This window comes from Oscillospiraceae bacterium (assembly GCA_022483045.1).
GTDB lineage: Bacteria > Bacillota > Clostridia > Oscillospirales > Acutalibacteraceae > Caproicibacterium.
Genome location: JAKVOA010000002.1, coordinates 626,778 through 644,720 on the forward strand (window position 1 = coordinate 626,778; position 17,943 = coordinate 644,720).

Consider the following 17,943-nt stretch of genomic DNA (forward strand, 5'->3'; position numbering starts at 1 on the left):
TGTTTTGATTTCTTCTATACTGAAAACAGTACAAAGTTTTTTGAAGTAGACGGGGTGAAACGGTATGCAAAATGAAGAAAAAGCTCCTTTTCAGCCAGTTCAGCCATACTTTGTCACCAGCTGCAGCCGTTACCAGCAAAGAGCGGTTTACAAAAACGGTATTTCACAGATTTATCAGTATTGTTTGGACGACCCGGCCGAACATGGTACGGTAGCCGTACCGGATGGTTGTGTGGACATTGTTTTTGACTGTACAGACAGCCGTGTTCAGGCAGAGGTGATTGGTACCGTATTGGCACATCGGCTGATTCCAACCGAAAAGAACCATACTTATTTTGGCGTGCGTTTTTTGCCGGGGGTATCGCCACAGCTGCTGACTGTTCCGGTGCAGGAGCTGACAGAAGTGCGTACAGACCTGCAAAATATTTTGAGAGACGAAACCTTGTGTGAACGCATGGCAGAGGCAGCGACCTTTGAGAAACGTGCACAGGTGTTTTTGCAGGTGAACCGCCGGGTACAGGTGGAGCAGCCCGGCAGCTGCGGCAGTCAGGCACTGTTTTGTGCAGTCCGCAAAAAAATCTACCACAGCGACGGCTGTGTAACCATTGGCCAGCTGCAGGAAGAAACTGGGTATAGTGAGCGTTACATTAGCCGGGTGTTTCACGAAGTTTCCGGCATTTCTCCAAAAACGTTTTGCGGTATTGTGCAGTTTCAGCGTTTGATGGCTGACTTGTGCTATCACCCGGACACACAGCTGACACAATTGGCAGCAGATTATGGCTATTATGATCAGCCGCATTTTATCCGGCAGTTCAAAAAATACACGGGGCTTGCGCCGAATGTTTGCCGCAGGTTGGTGAAAAGTTATGCCGGACGTATTGTTCCGCAAAACTGAAATGAAAAAGTAAAGGTACACGCAAATCAGCGACGCTTTTCCGAAAATGAAAAGCGCCGTTGATTGTTGTCAAATTGATAGGGTCGAGAAAGCAGATTTATATGCTTTCCCGCCAGAAACAACGACCGCAACTGCTTATGATTTGTCAGCGGTTCAAAATCCAGATGCCGCCGTTTAGATAAGCGGAAAAAGTGACCCCCAGAAGGTAGGGCAGCAGCATCCATGCAGCTGGTTTGCTGATTTTATAGAACAGCAGCAAAGTGGCAAGTATTAGCAGCCAGAGCAGCAGAATCCACAGTAACGCGGCAAAGTAGGCGTGCTGTTCAAAGAAAATCAATGGCTTGAAAAAGTTGACGGCCAGTTGGACACCGTAAAGAGTCAAGGAGGTTTTCTCGTTTTCAGCGTGCGAAATATAAACCAGATAGGACGCAATACCCATTTAAAAATACAAAATTGTCCATACAATAGGGAAAAGCCAGCCAGGCGGTGACAACGACGGCTGGTTTAGTGTCTGAAACAGCATTGTGCGGCCACGAGTCAAAAAGCTGGACAGACCGCCAACAGCAAAGGGGAGAATCAGACTGAGCAGCAGTGGCTTCCATTTTGACTTTTTCATAGCAGTCACCCCTTTATGCTTGAAAGCATATGCTGCTTTTCTAAAAAAATCAAAAGCCGCCCAAAGGTGGCATGGCAGCCAGACGTCATTGTGCGGAATCGATTGTTTTTTGGCGTTCCTATTTTGATTCTCCCGTGTCAGCGGTGTTTGACCGTAACATTTTTTGGCGCATGCGGTTTCGCTGTCAGGTTGGCTGCCCTTTGGCATTACATTTCATCTCGATAAAAATATCTCCGTGTAACTATGAAAGTATACGGACGGAAAAGAAAAATTCACAATTCCAGTAACATGGCTGTATGCAAGATGTACGATATTATTTTTATAAACATCAGACATCAATCAGCAGTTTTGCACAGAAACGCTTGAAAAAAGGTGAAAAGCCTCTAGAATTTACTTTGTATGTATGAAACCGGTTTTGCAAATAAACGAAGAGGAACTGATATGAAAATCACTAAGCGAATTGTCTTGCCCGGCTTTTAAAAGGAACAGTCGCTGTCTTTGCGGAAAAACAGTTTGGTTTTGCTGCTGATGCTGTGTCCAATTCTCATCATTGCGGCTGTAAATTTTTGCATAATTGTCCAGCAAAGCCTTAATGCTATGCAAAATGAACTTCGGATTCATTCTGAACGGTTACTGGATCAGACAGAACGACAGCTTGAGGCAGTGCTTAAGGTAACAGACCGCCACAAGCAGGAAACTGAATTCTTTAATGTTATACCAGACGGATTCGCTTGCCTCCTACTAATTACATTATGGATGGCTTAAATAAAGACAGCTTGTGGACAGCCTTTTTATATGAATTACAAAGGAAAGTATATCATCAGTACGCAGGTGAAAGATGGAGTTGATTTCTATTTTACCAACATTTTGCTTTCCAAGAAGTTAAAAACTGCCAGTACAACAGTTTTTAAAAGTGATCGTGAGCAAATTTGTACCTTTCGCGTACATAGTAAATTAACAAACGATGATGGCACTCTGTTTTTGGCACCGCTGGAAACAGCAGACGACAATACAGTCGTTTCCAGCATGGCTTTTGTAGTTTACGACAGCACAATGAGTGCCCTGTGGGACAAAGTTAATGAAAACGGCTTTATGACCCTGTCTTACAACAATGAACGAATCTATTCATCCAACAAACAGGGTAATCAGGCAATCAATGAAGGGAACAACCTAAGCAATTTTCTGCCCGGAGACAGTCTGACAATGTGTTACAGTCATAATGCTTTTAAAGTGCAGTGGACTATTCCACAATTTACGTTTTTTACTAGGCGCTGTCATGGTGCAGGCAGTCATCACATTTTTGGTGTTGGCGGTGGCGGTACTACTACTGCTGCTGCTGTGCTACACGCATAAAAGCTATGCGCCGGTGAGGCAGATTCTGCAACGTATTGAACCACAGTACCAGCAGCAAAACGCCATGGACGAATCAAAGTATATTGACATGGCGGTCAGTGACCTTACTTATACCAAAAAATTTTTGGAACAGACCAATGAGGAACTGTGTCGAGAAAAATACCTGTACTATATTCTGGATAATCAAGTGACAACAGGTTCCGTCCTGTACCAGCAATGTCTTAGCGCCGGTATTCGGGTGGACCGGCACTGGTTTGCGTGCATTTTATTGGAAGACACTGCGGAAAATGAAAAACTGTTTCAAAGTTTAAATGCAGAGGAAAAAGACAGCGGGCAGGAAACCAATTCGTATTCCATGTACATTATGGACAATAAATATATGTTCCTGCTGTGTTCAGACGAAAAAGAGGACTGTCTGGCAGAAAAGCTGCGGCAGCTGAGTGACGGTAATGACGAGTTGGTTTCTGTCAGTCATGCAGTTGACAGTCTAGAAAATGTATGCAGTGTATATCTGGATGTTTGTCAGCGTGAGGCAAACAGACGCAAAGTCCAGATACTTCCTCTGTGTATCCGGAATTGGAACTGGAAGCACTGCAAGAAGCTGTTTCTGTGGAAAGCACTGATAAAGTGAAATTTGCACTGCGTATGATTAAGAACTGGCTTGTCTCCTGCAGCGAGATGTGGCGCGCTTCTGTTTTTGTAACCGTCTGCAGTATTCTGAATGAGGGCGACCGCCAAAAAATCAATCGGCAGGTGCAGCGGATTCCGGTACCGAATCCGGAAGCTATTAGCTGTGAGATTGACATTTTGTTTTCCAAATATCTGCAGCGTGTGGGAACACAAGTGGAAGAAACAGCACCGCATGGGCACCGAAGCTTGGGCAGCTTGATGCAGTATGTGGAAGCAAATTACTGAGATTTCAGCTTTACCATCAAGCGTATGGCAATGAATTTTCACACTTCGCCGTCTAACCTGAGCCATTTTTTCAAAAAGAGTACCGGGCAGACAATTTCCCATTTCATTGATGACATGAAGGTGAAGCGTGCAGAACAACTGCTGCTTGCCGGTTAGAGGGTGAATGATGTTGCATAGCAGTTTGGTTACAACAGCGCTTCCGTGTCCATTGAAACCTTTAAACGCGTACGAGGGGGTGACTTACAGCGTGTTCCGCTGCAGCAGTGAAACTGAACTTATTCAAAAACATTCAAAACCTTGAATTTGCAGAAAGGCCGGCCGACTTTTGCCTGCCTGCCTTTTTCTTTGCGTATCTTAAATTTTTGAACTGCTTGTGAAGCGGCGTGATTCTGTTCAATTTGCAGGGATTGATTTCACATTCCCGTATTTTTTTCAAAATCACGGAATTGAAAGCAGAAGCAAAGAGTTTATACTGAAAAGTGTTCCGGGAGATGTTCAGCCAGCGGAAGCGGGAGATTGCCCGAGAAAAAGTTTTGCAGCCAGCGGGGAGCTGGCGAAAAGATTGAAAAGGAGTCTCAACAATGACCAAAAAGCAATTTTTAGCAGATGGTCTGGCAGCGGTGCTGAAAGACTTTTGCAGTCAAACCGGCCTGCTGCGGCAGCGGGAGCGCGAACAGGTTGCTGCCACAAAGTCAGCAGGTAAAACCGTTTCCTTTGGACGCAGTCCGGCACAGAAAGCGGTTCAGGCCGCAAAGGCGCAGCAACGGCTGGACTCCGCAAACAAGGAGTTGAACAGTCTGCGCGAGGATGGTACAATTAGAGTGAAAGGAATGCTCGTGAAAGCTCCCGCCGTACCGGGCACCTTAACTTTCAGCGGCCATGCGTTAGACAGACTGTCCGAGCGCGGAATGACTTTGCAGGATGTGGAACGTATCATAAAATCGCCAAAATTTGCAATCAGGCAGCGTAATGGTACACAGCACGTTTATTATTCGGAAGCCGGATTCATTGCAATTAAATCAGACGGCACCGTGTCCTCCATCGGTCAGCTTGACGAGGGCGGGAAAACAGTATTGGAGGTGGCAAAAAAATATGGATTTTATCACGAATCCAAAAAATGAAGATGAACAGGTACTTTGCCCTATCTGGAATAAGAAAATTTCTGCCGGTCTTTGCTTTGACATTTCCAACATTGGCAATGACAGTTTGAATCTGCCGCAAAAGCTCCGGCCACCATGTGGCTGGCAAAAGGCACATGAAATATGTGATAAATGCGAAAATTACAACTAAGCCGCCACGGCACACGCCCGGCGGTATTTTTGTACCCAATTTCAGAAGCAAGCAGCCGTTGCGGGCTGCTTTTTTCATACTTATTTTGCCCTACCCTGCCGGGCTTAAAATGCAGGAACCGCACGGCGCAGAGTGGCTGCGCACTTACAAATCAAATCAATGCGGCAAGGAGTTTTTAACATGGATATGAAAGAACTTTTCGGTGACAAATCGCTCACCTATGCGGACTTTGAAAAAGCTGCCGGTGAGCACAAAGCAAAATTTGTTGACCTGTCCGAGGGCGGCTATGTGGACAAGGGCAAGTTTGACAGTAAAGACGCTGAATTAAAAACCGCAAATGGCACTATTGCAGACCTGCAGGACAAAGTGAAGGCTTTTGACGGTGTGGATGTTGAAAAGCTGAAGCAGGATGTCAAAGACGCGCAGGTCAAGTATGGTACCGACCTTAGCACGCTGAAAAAGTCCAGTGCTATCAACCTTGCGCTGGTGGGAGCAAAAGCGCACGACGCAAAAGCCGTGCTGCCATTTGTCAACATGGACGCTGTCACGAAGGACGGCGACAAAGTGCTGAGCTTGGATGAGCAAGTACAGAATTTGAAGAAAGACAAGGTTTTTCTGTTTGAAGAAGAAAAGCCGGCCGGGGGCTTTTTTGTTTATGCAGTAGTCAAATTATAAAAAGTAGTCAAAAGGTAGTCAAAACCGAAAAAGGCATAAAGCAAAGCCCGCAGGAAATCACTAAAAACATGATACCTACGGGCTTTTCCTTGGAGCTACTGATCGGACTCGAACCGATGACCTGCTGATTACGAATCAGCTGCTCTACCAACTGAGCCACAGTAGCAAACGGAACTTATCTATTATATCGTACGAATAAAGTTTCGTCAAGGTTTTCCCAGTGGCTTTCCATGCGGATTCTTAGAAAGGGGTTACGCAAGGTATTCCTCAAGGCAGACCCCTTGGCTGTGTATTTCTTTTGCCGCGGGCAGGCCCACATACCGATAATGCCACGGCTCATAAATAATTCCGGTAATCTTTTCTTTTCCTTTCGGGTAGCGCAGAATAAAGCCGTACTGCCAGGCATTTTGAGTCAGCCAGGCGGATTCCGGCGTCTCTGCAAAGGTTTCGTCCAGCAGCTGATTGGTGTCGCTGCCTAGATCGGCAGCAAGACCGAGATTGTGTTCACTGGTACCGGGCGGTGCAACAACCGCTGCCGCCGCGTCAACCGCTTTTTGACCCTGCAGACCTTTCTTTTCTTTTGAGCGGATTTCATCCTGATACAGGCTGCTTTGCAGACTGATGCTGCGCCAACCGGAGCAGACCATTAGGTGGTTGCCTTTGGCGTTGCAGGCGGAAATCATCTGCTGCAGAGCTCCCGCTGCGCGTGAGTCAAAACGGACATTGGCTACAGCAGATGTTTTTACAGAGAAGCTGCTGGGCAGCGGATGGCTGGCGTTTACTAAGTGCAGCTGCCACGCTGCTTTATTCACAGCAGGCTTTGCGGCTGCAGAAGACACAGCGTGCGGCTTTGCAGAAGAAACGGCCGGCTTAGCGGAAGACACTGCCGCAGCGGATGGCTGCGGCAGCCGATACAGCATGAAAGCACAGCCGGCGGCAATGCAGATGAAAGCAGCTGCCAGTAAAAGCACAACACGGCGGCTTGGCCGGTGGTGCAGGGAAAAGCAAAAGAATCGGCGGCGCATTTGGGATTCCTCCCTATCAATAAATTCTTTATACATCTATATATATAGAAATGGGCCTGCCGCAATGGTTCTATTCTACTTCTTCCCTGCATAAAAAATCAATGAGGAAACTAGAGAAGGAGGCGAAAACGGTGACCATTTCTTTTCACGGGAAAAAGAAACGCGTCTTTTTAGCAGCAGCCCTTTTCGCAGTAGCGGTGATCATTGTGCTTTTTGTACGCACGGCCGGCGCAGCGGGGGGGATTTCCGCCGGGAGCAACAGCGACCGTGTGCGATTTCTGCAGCAATGCGGATGGCAGGTGGAAAATGAACCGATTGCTGCACGTGAGGTGCAGATTCCTGCACAGTTTTCTAAGGTTTACCAAAATTACAGCCAGTTGAACCAACAGGCTGGTTTTGACTTGACCAAAGTCGCTGGAAAGACCTGTCAGCAGTATGTGTATCGTGTGAAAAATTATACAGGCAATCCGGATGTTCGGGCAACTTTACTCGTATATAAAGGGGAAATTGCCGGAGGGGATGTCTCCACCGCTGCGCTAAACGGCTTTATGAAACCGCTGCGGCAGAAAAGTTGAGTTTCAACCGGGCTTCGGGTATAATGACAGCAGAAAACGAGGTGTACCCGATGCCACAAATGCGATTGGATAAACTGCTGGCACAGCAGACCGGCATCAGCCGCAAAGAAGCCGCTGCCTTAGCGCGCAGCGGCGCTGTGCAGCTGAATGGACAACCCTTGACTGACCCGGCCGCGCATGTCAGCCCGGAGCAGGTAACTTTGCACGGCGAAAAACTGGACTACCAGCAGTTTGTGTATTGGATACTCAACAAGCCGGCGGGCCTTTTGACTGCTGCACGCGACGCCCGGCAGCCGGTAGTGCTTGACCTGCTGCCGCCGGAGCAGCGCCGGCGCGGGGTGCAGCCCGTGGGTCGGCTGGACAAAGACACCACCGGCCTGCTGCTTTTAACGAATGACGGCGCTTTGGCGCACCGCCTGTTGTCGCCCCGGCATCATGTCTGGAAAATTTATCAGGCCCGCCTGAGCTGCCCGCCGCGCGCCGGTGCGCAGCAGCGCTTTGCGGCTGGGGTGCAGCTGCCGGATTTCACCTGCCTGCCGGCTCGACTGCGGCTGTTGGAAAACGGCAGTACGCCCCTTTATGAGGTTGCCCTGCGTGAGGGGAAATTCCACCAGGTAAAGCGGATGTTTGCGGCACAGGACAGCGAAGTGACAGCACTGTGCCGCACAGAATTCGGCCCGCTGTCTCTGCCGCCGGATTTGCCGCAGGGTGCGCTGCGCCCGCTGACTGCCGCTGAGCAGGCGGCCCTGCTGGGACAAGGAGATTGACATGTTGCATAAAAGTGACTTGAAAATTTTGATGGCATGCTTTGACAATATGGACGAAATACGACCTGCGTTTTTGGATTTTAGGAGAATTACATAAACAAGACAAAAGAAGTTTGGACAAAACAGGTCTGTACAGGCATAAATCTATCTGCTATTATTGAAACAACCGATAGATGAAGATGAAACGAAAAACAGGAGGCACATGTTATGGCAAGCGTAACCCTGAAGCATGTTTACAAAATTTACACCGGCGGCGTACAGGCCGTTACCGATTTCAATTTGGAAATCGCCGATAAAGAATTTATCATTCTGGTTGGTCCTTCCGGCTGCGGCAAATCTACCACCCTGCGTATGATTGCAGGTTTGGAGGATATCTCTAAAGGCGAGCTGTATATCGGCGACACCCTGGCAAACGACGTTGCACCAAAGGACCGCGATATCGCCATGGTGTTCCAGAACTATGCGCTGTATCCGCACATGACCGTGTTTGACAACATGGCATTTGGTCTGAAACTGCGTAAAGTACCAAAGGATGAAATCAAGGCGCGCGTGGAAGAAGCTGCCCGCATCCTTGACATTGCACATCTGCTCGACCGTAAGCCGAAGGCCCTTTCCGGCGGCCAGCGCCAGCGTGTTGCTTTGGGTCGTGCAATCGTGCGTAACCCGAAGGTCTTCCTTTTGGATGAGCCACTGTCTAACTTGGATGCAAAACTGCGTGCACAGATGCGTACAGAAATCAGTAAGCTGCATAAGCGCCTGGGCACAACCTTTATTTATGTTACACATGACCAGACCGAGGCTATGACCATGGGCGACCGCATTGTGGTTATGAAAGACGGCATTATTCAGCAGGTAGATACCCCGCAGAATCTGTATGACTTCCCGATCAACGAGTTTGTCGCAGGCTTTATGGGCAGCCCGCAGATGAACTTCATTGATGCAAAGGTCAACAAAGCTGCAAAGGGCTATTCCATTGACTTTGGCCAGTACAGTTTGGTACTGCCTGCCGGCAAAGCAAAGGCAGAGGTCATGGATCCTTATGTCGGCAAAGATGTCGTTTTGGGCATTCGCCCCGAGCATGTGCATGATGAGCCGAAGTTCCTGCAGGATCATCCTGAGTTTATCGCAGATGCAGAAGTAGAAGTTACCGAGCTGATGGGCGCAGAAACATACCTGTACCTCACCTGCGATGGCAACAACCTGACTGCTCGTGTCGAGCCTACCTCTACTGCAAAGTCCGGCGATAAGATTAAGATTGCCTTTGATATGAGCAAGTGCCATCTGTTTGACAAAGATACAGAAGCCACCATCTTGAACTAACAAGAACAGGATGTTATATAAAGGAGGGAACTGCACGCTGTGTAGTTCCCTCTTCTGTTTTCACGCTGTGAGAAATCCATAAAAATTATGAATTTTTTTATGAAATAGTTGAAAAGCATTATAAAAGTGTGTAAAATAGATAAAAGAGTATTTCTCTTTTCAGTTGGCTTTTGTGAAATCATACATTGCATTTTTTTGGCAGCTGGTTCTCATTGCCAAAAAGCGCTTCATACTTAGTAAAGCGAGGGGTTCTATTATGTCAAACAGATTATTTCAGGGCGTTATCCATCAAATGCGTGACGCAATCGACCGCACCATTGGCGTTATTGATGAGACGTCAGTTATCATTGCCTGCAGCGAACTTGGCCGCATTGGCGAAGTAAACGAGAGCGTTACCTCCGAGTTGATGGTTTCGCAGGAACCTTTCGTTGTAAACGGGTATACCTACAAGTCTTTCGGCAACCTGCCGCGGCCAGAGTATGCGGTGTTTGTGCTGGGCACAGACCCCGAGGCGGGCCGCTATGCCTCTCTGCTGGCCGTTTCCCTTTCCAGCATCAAGCAGTATTATGATGAAAAATATGACCGCAGCAATTTTGTAAAGAATGTTATTTTGGACAATATTCTGCCCGGCGATATCTATTTGAAGGCGCGCGAGCTGCACTTTAACAACGATGTCAGCCGTGTGTGCATGCTGATTAAAGTAACCAACAAAACTGACATTGCCGCTTATGATGTGATTCAAAACCTGTTCCCCGACAAAAACAAGGATTTTGTCATCAACATCAACGAAAGCGATATTGCGCTGGTCAAAGAGATTAAGCCGGGTATCGACAGCAAAGACCTTGAGAAATTGGCAAGCTCTATTGTTGACACACTTTCCAGTGAATTCTATACCCATTGTGTAGTGGGCATAGGCACCCCGGTCGTGGGTGTAAAGGACTTAGCCCGCTCCTTTAAAGAGGCACAGGTTGCCTTGGAGGTCGGCAAGGTCTTTGATACCGAGCGCAGCATTGTGCGCTATGACAACTTGGGTATTGCGCGCCTGATTTATCAGCTGCCGACTACCCTGTGTGAGATGTTTTTAAAGGAAGTCTTTAAAAAAGGAAGCATCGACAGCCTGGACCACGAGACGCTGTTTACGATTCAGCGCTTCTTTGAAAATAACTTGAACGTCTCTGAGACCAGCCGCAAACTTTTTGTGCACCGCAATACTTTGGTCTATCGCTTGGAAAAAATCAAGAAGATTACCGGCCTGGACCTGCGCGAATTTGAAGACGCTATTGTCTTTAAGGTGGCGCTCATGGTCAAAAAATACCTCGATTCCAACCCGGTAAAATTCTAAAAAGTAGTTTTGAACCACCCCAAAGCAGCTGTACCTTTGTAAGGCCAGCTGCTTTTTTTGGGCGATTTTCCCAGATGACGGAAAGAAAGGCGGAGTGGATTTCCATATCGTTTTTTGGTGTTCATATTATGCTCACAGTTTACAGTTTGATTACATCTTATTTCTATATAAGAATTATTGTAAGGGAAACTGTGCTAATATGATTATGTACGCAAAGGCGCTTTTCCTGTAAAAACGCCTCAGAAAAGAAATTATTTTGAAAAGGAGCGATCTGCTTGATCGAGTTGAGTCATGTCAGCAAGACCTACCCGAACGGCACCCGCGCCCTGTATGATGTGAGCCTGCAGGTAGATAAAGGCGAGTTTGTCTTTATTGTGGGTGCCTCTGGTGCAGGCAAAAGTACACTGCTGAAGTTGATTACCTGTGAAGAGAGACCGGACTGCGGGGAGCTTTCCGTAAACGGCCTTGATTTAATGAAAATTAAACGGCGGGAAGTGCCGTATCACAGACGCACACTGGGCATGGTGTTTCAGAATTTCCGCCTGATTGCGAAAATGACGGTTTTCGACAATGTTGCCTTTGCTATGCACATTGTCGGTGCAAGCCGCCGCGAAATCAATAAGCGTGTACCGTACATACTGGGTTTGGTCGATTTGGAAAACAAGGCAAAGTGCTACCCGGCGGAGCTTTCCGGCGGCGAGCAGCAGCGTGTCGGCCTTGCGCGCGCGCTGGTCAATAATCCGGAAATCATCATTGCAGATGAACCAACCGGCAATATCGACCCGGCGCTGTCCTTTGAAATTGTAGACCTTTTAAGCGAAATTAACCTGCGCGGAACGACGGTGCTGATGATAACGCATGAGCACAGCCTTGTCAAACAGTTTCAAAAGCGTATCGTCGAGATTCAGGGAGGCCGCATTGTGGCGGATTCCAAAGAAATGGAGGCGAACGCAGCACAATGAAAAATTTTGGCTATCTCCTTAAAGAGGGTATTAAAAATATTTGGAAAAGCAGGACCATGTCGCTGGCTTCCATTGCGGTTTTGATGAGCTGTCTGCTCATGACCGGCGCGGCAGTGCTTTTCAGTTGGAATATCAAGTCCGCAATGAGTTTGGTAGAGGGCAATAACTCTATTAAGGTATATATTAAACAGGATGTACCGTCCCTGAAAGCTCTGCAGATTGGCGACCAGATTCGTAAACTGGACAATGTCGCTTCCTGTGAGTTTATCTCAAAGGACGACGGTATGAAAGATATGCGCAAAATGGTTGGCGAACAGAACGCTGGCTTGCTGGACGGCCTGGAGGGCGACAACAACTGGCTGCCGAACTCCTTCCGTATCTCTATGAAAGACCTTTCTAAGTACAAGGAAACCGCGGCGAAAATTACTGCAATCGATGGTGTCGATAAGATTTACGATTACCAGCAACTGGCTGATAAGCTGACGCACATCGACCGCATTGTTACCAATGTGGGTTTTGTGCTGGTGATAGCGCTCAGTCTGGTTTCTCTATTCATTATCGCAAATACCATTCACGTGGCCATGTACTCACACCGGCTGGAAATCAGTATTATGAAATCGGTAGGTGCGACAAATGGATTCATACGGGTGCCATATTTGGTCGAAGGCATGGTGACCGGTCTTGCGGCCGGCGCGATTGCAGCGGGCCTTTTGCATTTGATTTATTATCGCGTGGTGGACTCCATGGGTATTCGAGCACTCTTTAATGTGATTAATTTGAATGCCATTATGACGCCTGTGGTCTTGATTATGATGCTGGCAGGTGCCTTGTTTGGCGCCTTGGGCGGCATTATTTCCATCGAGCGCTATTTGAAAAAAGAGGGAGGAGCTATCGTTGGCTGGTAAATGGAGAAAACACGCAAAGTTTTTGAGCGGCGTGCTTTCCGTATGTGTTGCAGCGGCTTTGGTACTGTCTACAACAGCAACTACTGTGGCGTATGCAGCAGACGATATCAGTTCTCTGAAACAAAAACAGGCTGCCTATGCGCAGCAGAAAAAAGAAAATGACGCAAAGCTGACCCAGCTGCGCCAGGACAAGAGCAAAAAAGAGGAGTACAAGCAGACCCTGCAGAACCAAATTACCACTCTGCAGAATCAAATTGATACTTACAATACACAAATTGCAGACCTGGATGACAGCATTTTGCAGTCGCAGCAGCAGATTGCGGCAAAGCAGAAAGATATTTCGGCGGATACTGCGAAACTGAAAGAGCGCCTGTGCGCCCTGTATATGTCCGGCGGCGCAAGCAATTTGGAACTTCTGTTTTCCGCGAAAGATGTTGCGGATTTAGCGGACAAGACCGAAGCACTGCAGATGGTGACTTCTCATGATACAGCCCTGATTAGTAAACTGCGGTCTGAAATGTCGGCGGTCAAAAAGCAGAAAGAATCGATTGAGCAAAACCGCGAAGAAGCTGCAGATGCCAAAACGGCTGTTGCAGGGAAACAGAGTGAGCTTTCCGGCTTAGCCAGCGAGGTACAGACAGTTATCAGCAGCCTTTCCACGCAGGAAAGCAGCCTGCAGTCACAAAGCGACTCTTTGGCTCAGCAGGAAGCTGCTGCAGACCAGGCGGTCGACAAGTGGTATGCGGACTACCAGGCGAGCCAGAAGAAAAAGCAGGTAGAGGCAGCTCAAAAAGCGGCCCAGCAGAAGGCTACTGCTTCCAGCAGCCAAACAAGCGGCAGCACGAGTACCGGTACCTCTGGTTCTTCACAGCACAGCAGCACGAGCGGCGGCAGTTCTTCCAGCGGAGCAAGCGCAAGCGGCAGCGGCTCTATGATGTGGCCGGTGCCCAGCTGCCAGCTGATTACGTCTCCGTTTGGTCACCGCAGCAGCCCGGGCGGCATTGGCAGTACTTATCATAAAGGAATTGATATTGGTGCCAGCTATGGTTCGGCGATTGTTGCGGCCGACAGCGGCACAATTATCCAGGCGGGCGACAACGGCTGGGGGTATGGCAACCTGGTAATGATTGACCACGGCAACGGTGTCATCACGTACTATGGCCACATGAGCAGTGTCGCAGTCAGCGACGGCCAGACCGTTGCGAAAGGGCAGATTATTGGCTATGTCGGCAGCACCGGCAACAGCACCGGCCCACACTGCCACTTTGAGATTCGCGTAAACGGAACCGCTGTTGACCCGAGCGGCTATGTATAACGTATACTAATACATATAAAGGCAGCCAAGCATGCGGTAAAACGCGATTGGCTGCCTTTTCGTTTGAGCAGAAGGAGGAAAGAAGTTGGAGCCGGAAACTATCATTTTAAACTTTACAGATATTTACGAGGAAGAAAATTTTTACCAGAATGAAAAATTCACATGGATTAACTGTACTGATATTCCGGGAACCTGCTGTTATTGCACACCGCAGGCGGCAGAGGAATTGCGCCACCGGCTGAAAGATCATTCCGCGTATGGCATCCATTTCTTAGATTCCGGCGATTACCACTATGTTACTGGCCTTTGGCTTGAAAAAATACAGGAACCGTTTCATTTGCTGCTGTTTGATTATCACAGCGATATGCAGCCCCCGCGGTTTCCGGGCCTGTTTTCCTGTGGAGGGTGGGTAAAAGATGTCATGGACCATCACCCTTTTTTACAGAATGTCTGCATAGTTGGGCCGGACCAGAGCGCTTTTGCACAGATTTCGGAAAAATACCGCAGCAGGCTGATTTGCATCAGCCTGCAGGCTTTGCAGGAAAAGGAAACATGGGGGCAGCTGGAAAAGCTGAAAACCGGCATGCCGGTCTATATTTCTATTGACAAAGATGTGATGAGCCGCTACTTTGCCTGTACAGACTGGAGCCAGGGGCAGCTTTCCCTGCAGGTACTGGAAAAGTTGCTGCAGATTTTTGAGAGCCACTGCCGCATTTTGGGGATTGATATCTGTGGCGAGTGCAAGGCGGATATGCTGCCCTTTTTGCTGCAGCGCGCAGAAAAGACCAACAGTGACACCAATTTGGCGCTGCTGCGTTTTTTGCTGCGGGGAAAGAACAGATAAAATACAGAATAAAAGACCGGCCTGCTGCGCAGATTTTGCAGCGGGCCGGTCTTTTTAGAAGTTACAGGGAATGAAGTACCAGAAAATGAAGAAGATATGCAATGAAAATACCGAGCAGCCCGCCGCAAATGACCTCTGATGGGCGGTGACCAAGGCGGGTTTCCAGAGGCGGCGCTTCTTTTTCCGGTTCCACTTTGCGTTCCATGCGGTTGATTGCGTCTGCATGCAGGCCAGCCTGCCAGCGAATGCCGAGGGCGTCATAAATGACAACGGCAGACAAGGCAACGCCCAGCGCAAACTCGACCGAATCAAAGCCGCGGACCAGGCCGCAGCCAAAAGCAGTGGCGCAGACAAAAGCAGAGTGGGAACTGGGCATGCCGCCGGTGCCGATATAATCGTGCAGTGTTAATTTTTCACGGCGGACAAGGCAGGTGATTACTTTAATCAGCTGTGCCGCCAGCCAGGACAGTACGGCCGACAAAATAATCAAGTTCATAAATTTTCCTCCTTACAAGCCGCCCTCAAAACGGGCGGCATTCATACAATAAAAGGGCAAAAACAGATGTGTGGCAGAAAGCGTTCTCATTATACCCTGCTTTGCAGGTAAAGTAAAGGAAACACAGGAAATAGGTAAAAAGCGAAAGTCGCCTTAAAAAGAAAAACAAAGCAGCAAGAAATTCATAATTTCGCAAATATGTTGTGAATATTCTGTAAATTTGCAGGAAACTGAAATAAATCCTGCAAAATCACTTGCAATTCTGAAAAGTTGGTGCTATGATAATGTCAACAAAAACAGATGGGAGCGAATCCGATGGAGTAACGCAAGAGGATAGAGAAGGATAGAAACGCAGGGAAACCGAAAAATTCAGAAAGGGTGAGTCCCATGGCACAGGTAAGCGTTTTTGAGAAAAAGTTTCTTGTAACGAAAGGACAGATGCCCATGTTTTAAAAACCTCGCAAAACTTCCTATTCCTGATTGAAACGATAAATACCTTTTTTCCGCGGCGGCTCATGCGGAGAAGGTTTTCTCCTATAGAAAGCACCTGCAAAGCAAACATGCTTTGCAGGTGCTTTTTTGCGTTACAGCCGGCGCAGCAGTTCCCAGATTGCAATCATCGCACAGTGTGGGATAAACTTTGCGGCGATGCGGTGTACAAAGCTGACCGGGCTTGGTGTTGAAACAGCAAGGTCAAGTTCGCTGTCCCACAGCGCGAGCTTTACTACACTGTGAGCGTGACTTGCCAGCGGAAAATGACGCACAGCTTTGCTGTTTTTTGTTTTGCGCGCAGTCGGAATAAATTCGGTATCTTTTACCCAGTAAGGACAGACGGCAGTAATATGAATGCCGCGCGGGAAAAGCTCCCACCGCAGGGCGCGGCTGTAGCGCAGCAGAAACGCTTTGCTGGCGGCGTAAACGCCCAGCCCTGGCAGCGGCTGAAACCCGGCAGTCGAGCAAATTTCCAAAACACGTGCACCCGCACGCATAAAGGGCAGCGTCAGTACAGTCATGTCCACTGCAGCGCGGCAGTTGAGGTCAATCATGCCGTCACAGTCTTTGCGTGAGATTTCGTCGTAATTTCCCATCTTGCCAAAGCCGGCAGCATTTACCAGGATTCGCACATCCGGCTTTTTGCGCTCAAGCAATTCCTGCAGTTCCTGCAGACTTTCCTGTCGGGTCAGGTCCAAAGGAACCGGGCGCACACATATGCCGCTGACTTCACTGGCCAAGTCGCGCAGGCGATTTTCACGGCGGGCAATGACCCAGATTTCATCCAGCTTTTCAGTCTTGCTAATCTGGTGTACAAATTCACGCCCCAGCCCGCTGGAAGCGCCAGTGACGATTGCAATCTGCATAGTGGAAAACCTCCTTACAAAACATGCGGCGTGTGGGTATTGTATTCGTTCTGTATGATTCTAGTATACCGCAGCTGACAGAGAAGAAACAAGCCTTTTGCGCGGAAAGAGAAACCTTGCGCTTGCAGGTGTTATGCTTTACAATTAAAACAGGAACTAGAGAGGATGAACAAATATGGAGACAAATCAATGTCCGCTGTACCGCAAGTGCGGCGGCTGTCAGTTACAAAATATGGACTATGACCGTCAACTGGAGTGGAAGCAAAGGCGGGTACAGAAGCTTTTGGGTCACTTTGGCAAAGTAGAGACGATTATTGGAATGCAGAATCCCTATCATTACCGAAATAAAGTGCAGGCGGCTTTTGCCACTGACCGCCATGGAAACATCATTTCCGGCGTCTATCAGTCTAGTACGCATCGCGTAGTGCCGGTGGAGTCCTGCATGACCGAGGACCAGACTGCCGACAAAATCATGGCGGCCGTGCGCAAACTGCTGAAAAGCTTTAAGCTGAAGCCATATGACGAGCGCACAGAGCGCGGCTTTCTGCGCCATGTGCTGGTCAAGCGCGGCTTTCAAAGCGGGCAGGTCATGGTGGTGCTGGTAGCGGCAAATGCCATATTCCCGGCGAAAAAATTTACAGCGGCGCTGCTGCGTGCTCACCCGGAAATTACAACGGTGCTGCTCAATATCAATCAGCACCATACCAGCATGGTGCTGGGACAGCGCGAAAGAGTGCTGTATGGGCCGGGTTATATTGAAGATACGCTTTGCGGCTGCCGTTTCCGTATTTCTGCAAAAAGTTTTTACCAAATCAACCCCGTGCAGTGTGAAGTGCTGTACCGGACAGCTATGGAGTATGCGCAGCTGTCCGGAAAAGAAAGCGTTATCGATGCTTACTGCGGGATTGGAACCATTGGTATGGTTGCAGCAAAAAGGGCAGGCAGCGTGCTAGGCATTGAAAATAACCGTGATGCAGTGCATGATGCTGTTGCAAATGCCAAACAGAATAAACTGCGGAATATTCGTTTCCTATGCGCGGACGCAACGGAATGCCTGACGCAGATGACCGAAGAAGATGACCATGTTGATGTTGTCTTTATGGACCCGCCTCGTGCCGGCAGCACAGAGCGCTTTTTGCTGTCCCTTTCTGAACTGGCACCCCGGCGGGTGGTGTACATTTCCTGTAACCCGGAAACGCAGGCGCGTGATTTGGCGTATTTTTGCGCACGCGGCTATGCAGTGAAAAAAATTCAGCCAGTTGATATGTTTCCACATACCAATCATGTGGA

At 48.4% G+C, this 17,943-nt stretch carries 18 protein-coding genes, 1 tRNA gene and 1 pseudogene; 15 read left to right on the forward strand and 5 right to left on the reverse strand.

Annotated features, from left to right (window positions below; genetic code table 11):
• Positions 1-64: 64 nt before the first annotated feature.
• The gene (locus LKE53_11835) at positions 65-895 is read left to right on the forward strand and encodes a helix-turn-helix domain-containing protein (protein ID MCH3973424.1); all 831 of its coding nucleotides are present in this window, start codon (positions 65-67) and stop codon (positions 893-895) included.
• A 145-nt stretch (positions 896-1,040) separates the two neighbouring features.
• Here LKE53_11835 and LKE53_11840 read toward each other — a convergent pair.
• Positions 1,041-1,418: pseudogene (locus tag LKE53_11840) on the reverse strand (tryptophan-rich sensory protein).
• An 888-nt stretch (positions 1,419-2,306) separates the two neighbouring features.
• Between LKE53_11840 and LKE53_11845 the strand changes: the two are divergent.
• The 5 genes from LKE53_11845 to LKE53_11865 all read left to right on the forward strand — a co-directional run bounded on the left by LKE53_11845 (position 2,307) and on the right by LKE53_11865 (position 5,744).
• A complete protein-coding gene (locus tag LKE53_11845; protein MCH3973425.1) occupies positions 2,307-2,864 on the forward strand; it encodes a hypothetical protein in 558 nt (185 codons plus the stop codon).
• A complete protein-coding gene (locus LKE53_11850; protein ID MCH3973426.1) occupies positions 2,788-3,495 on the forward strand; it encodes a hypothetical protein in 708 nt (235 codons plus the stop codon). The genes LKE53_11845 and LKE53_11850 overlap by 77 nt, the downstream gene beginning before the upstream one ends.
• The gene (locus tag LKE53_11855; protein ID MCH3973427.1) at positions 3,474-3,779 is read left to right on the forward strand and encodes a hypothetical protein; all 306 of its coding nucleotides are present in this window, start codon (positions 3,474-3,476) and stop codon (positions 3,777-3,779) included. Before LKE53_11850 ends, LKE53_11855 begins: the two co-directional genes overlap by 22 nt.
• A gap of 581 nt (positions 3,780-4,360) precedes the next feature.
• Positions 4,361-4,900 (forward strand): DUF4258 domain-containing protein, encoded by a 540-nt coding sequence (locus LKE53_11860; GenBank protein MCH3973428.1) that lies wholly within the window; start codon positions 4,361-4,363, stop codon positions 4,898-4,900.
• Between the two features lie 349 nt (positions 4,901-5,249).
• Entirely contained in the window at positions 5,250-5,744 is a 495-nt protein-coding gene (locus LKE53_11865) for a phage scaffolding protein (protein ID MCH3973429.1), read from the forward strand.
• Between the two features lie 90 nt (positions 5,745-5,834).
• Here the strand turns inward: LKE53_11865 and LKE53_11870 are convergent.
• Together LKE53_11870 and LKE53_11875 are read right to left on the reverse strand one after the other, a co-directional pair.
• Positions 5,835-5,910, reverse strand: a tRNA-Thr gene (locus LKE53_11870).
• A gap of 85 nt (positions 5,911-5,995) precedes the next feature.
• Positions 5,996-6,769 (reverse strand): M15 family metallopeptidase, encoded by a 774-nt coding sequence (locus tag LKE53_11875; protein ID MCH3973430.1) that lies wholly within the window; start codon positions 6,767-6,769, stop codon positions 5,996-5,998.
• Between the two features lie 131 nt (positions 6,770-6,900).
• On the opposite strand from LKE53_11875, the gene LKE53_11880 reads away from it, so the two are divergent.
• The 8 genes from LKE53_11880 (at position 6,901) to LKE53_11915 (ending at position 14,799) form a co-directional block, all read left to right on the forward strand.
• Entirely contained in the window at positions 6,901-7,344 is a 444-nt protein-coding gene (locus LKE53_11880; GenBank protein ID MCH3973431.1) for a DUF4830 domain-containing protein, read from the forward strand.
• Between the two features lie 50 nt (positions 7,345-7,394).
• Complete coding sequence (locus LKE53_11885; protein MCH3973432.1) at positions 7,395-8,111, forward strand: rRNA pseudouridine synthase; 717 nt, start codon at positions 7,395-7,397, stop codon at positions 8,109-8,111.
• A gap of 207 nt (positions 8,112-8,318) precedes the next feature.
• A complete protein-coding gene (gene ugpC, locus LKE53_11890) occupies positions 8,319-9,431 on the forward strand; it encodes a sn-glycerol-3-phosphate ABC transporter ATP-binding protein UgpC (GenBank protein MCH3973433.1) in 1,113 nt (370 codons plus the stop codon).
• Positions 9,432-9,687: 256 nt separating this feature from the next.
• A complete protein-coding gene (locus LKE53_11895) occupies positions 9,688-10,773 on the forward strand; it encodes a helix-turn-helix domain-containing protein (GenBank protein ID MCH3973434.1) in 1,086 nt (361 codons plus the stop codon).
• Between the two features lie 275 nt (positions 10,774-11,048).
• Entirely contained in the window at positions 11,049-11,735 is a 687-nt protein-coding gene (gene ftsE / locus LKE53_11900; protein MCH3973435.1) for a cell division ATP-binding protein FtsE, read from the forward strand.
• Positions 11,732-12,640 (forward strand): permease-like cell division protein FtsX, encoded by a 909-nt coding sequence (ftsX, locus tag LKE53_11905; protein ID MCH3973436.1) that lies wholly within the window; start codon positions 11,732-11,734, stop codon positions 12,638-12,640. Before ftsE ends, ftsX begins: the two co-directional genes overlap by 4 nt.
• Positions 12,630-13,955 (forward strand): peptidoglycan DD-metalloendopeptidase family protein, encoded by a 1,326-nt coding sequence (locus LKE53_11910; protein ID MCH3973437.1) that lies wholly within the window; start codon positions 12,630-12,632, stop codon positions 13,953-13,955. Before ftsX ends, LKE53_11910 begins: the two co-directional genes overlap by 11 nt.
• An 85-nt stretch (positions 13,956-14,040) precedes the next feature.
• Entirely contained in the window at positions 14,041-14,799 is a 759-nt protein-coding gene (locus tag LKE53_11915) for an arginase family protein (protein ID MCH3973438.1), read from the forward strand.
• Positions 14,800-14,860: 61 nt separating this feature from the next.
• On the opposite strand, the gene LKE53_11920 is transcribed toward LKE53_11915, so the two are convergent.
• On the reverse strand, positions 14,861-15,295 hold the full coding sequence (locus LKE53_11920; protein MCH3973439.1) for a divergent PAP2 family protein: 435 nt from the start codon (positions 15,293-15,295) through the stop codon (positions 14,861-14,863).
• A gap of 584 nt (positions 15,296-15,879) precedes the next feature.
• A complete protein-coding gene (locus LKE53_11925; GenBank protein MCH3973440.1) occupies positions 15,880-16,653 on the reverse strand; it encodes an SDR family NAD(P)-dependent oxidoreductase in 774 nt (257 codons plus the stop codon).
• Between the two features lie 175 nt (positions 16,654-16,828).
• Between LKE53_11925 and rlmD the strand changes: the two genes are divergently transcribed.
• A partial coding sequence (rlmD, locus tag LKE53_11930) for a 23S rRNA (uracil(1939)-C(5))-methyltransferase RlmD (protein ID MCH3973441.1) occupies positions 16,829-17,943 on the forward strand: 1,115 nt, incomplete at its 3' end.

Bases quoted from the DNA above. Each gene is read 5' to 3' on its own strand.
- LKE53_11925 (MCH3973440.1), bottom strand. From the start codon at position 16,653: ATGCAGATTGCAATCGTCACTGGCGCTTCCAGCGGGCTGGGGCGTGAA.
- LKE53_11920 (MCH3973439.1), bottom strand. From the start codon at position 15,295: ATGAACTTGATTATTTTGTCGGCCGTACTGTCCTGGCTGGCGGCACAG.
- LKE53_11860 (MCH3973428.1), top strand. From the start codon at position 4,361: ATGACCAAAAAGCAATTTTTAGCAGATGGTCTGGCAGCGGTGCTGAAA.
- LKE53_11885 (MCH3973432.1), top strand. From the start codon at position 7,395: ATGCCACAAATGCGATTGGATAAACTGCTGGCACAGCAGACCGGCATC.
- ftsX (MCH3973436.1), top strand. From the start codon at position 11,732: ATGAAAAATTTTGGCTATCTCCTTAAAGAGGGTATTAAAAATATTTGG.
- LKE53_11845 (MCH3973425.1), top strand. From the start codon at position 2,307: ATGAATTACAAAGGAAAGTATATCATCAGTACGCAGGTGAAAGATGGA.
- LKE53_11850 (MCH3973426.1), top strand. From the start codon at position 2,788: ATGGTGCAGGCAGTCATCACATTTTTGGTGTTGGCGGTGGCGGTACTA.
- ugpC (MCH3973433.1), top strand. From the start codon at position 8,319: ATGGCAAGCGTAACCCTGAAGCATGTTTACAAAATTTACACCGGCGGC.
- LKE53_11835 (MCH3973424.1), top strand. From the start codon at position 65: ATGCAAAATGAAGAAAAAGCTCCTTTTCAGCCAGTTCAGCCATACTTT.
- LKE53_11865 (MCH3973429.1), top strand. From the start codon at position 5,250: ATGGATATGAAAGAACTTTTCGGTGACAAATCGCTCACCTATGCGGAC.
- LKE53_11875 (MCH3973430.1), bottom strand. From the start codon at position 6,769: ATGCGCCGCCGATTCTTTTGCTTTTCCCTGCACCACCGGCCAAGCCGC.
- LKE53_11895 (MCH3973434.1), top strand. From the start codon at position 9,688: ATGTCAAACAGATTATTTCAGGGCGTTATCCATCAAATGCGTGACGCA.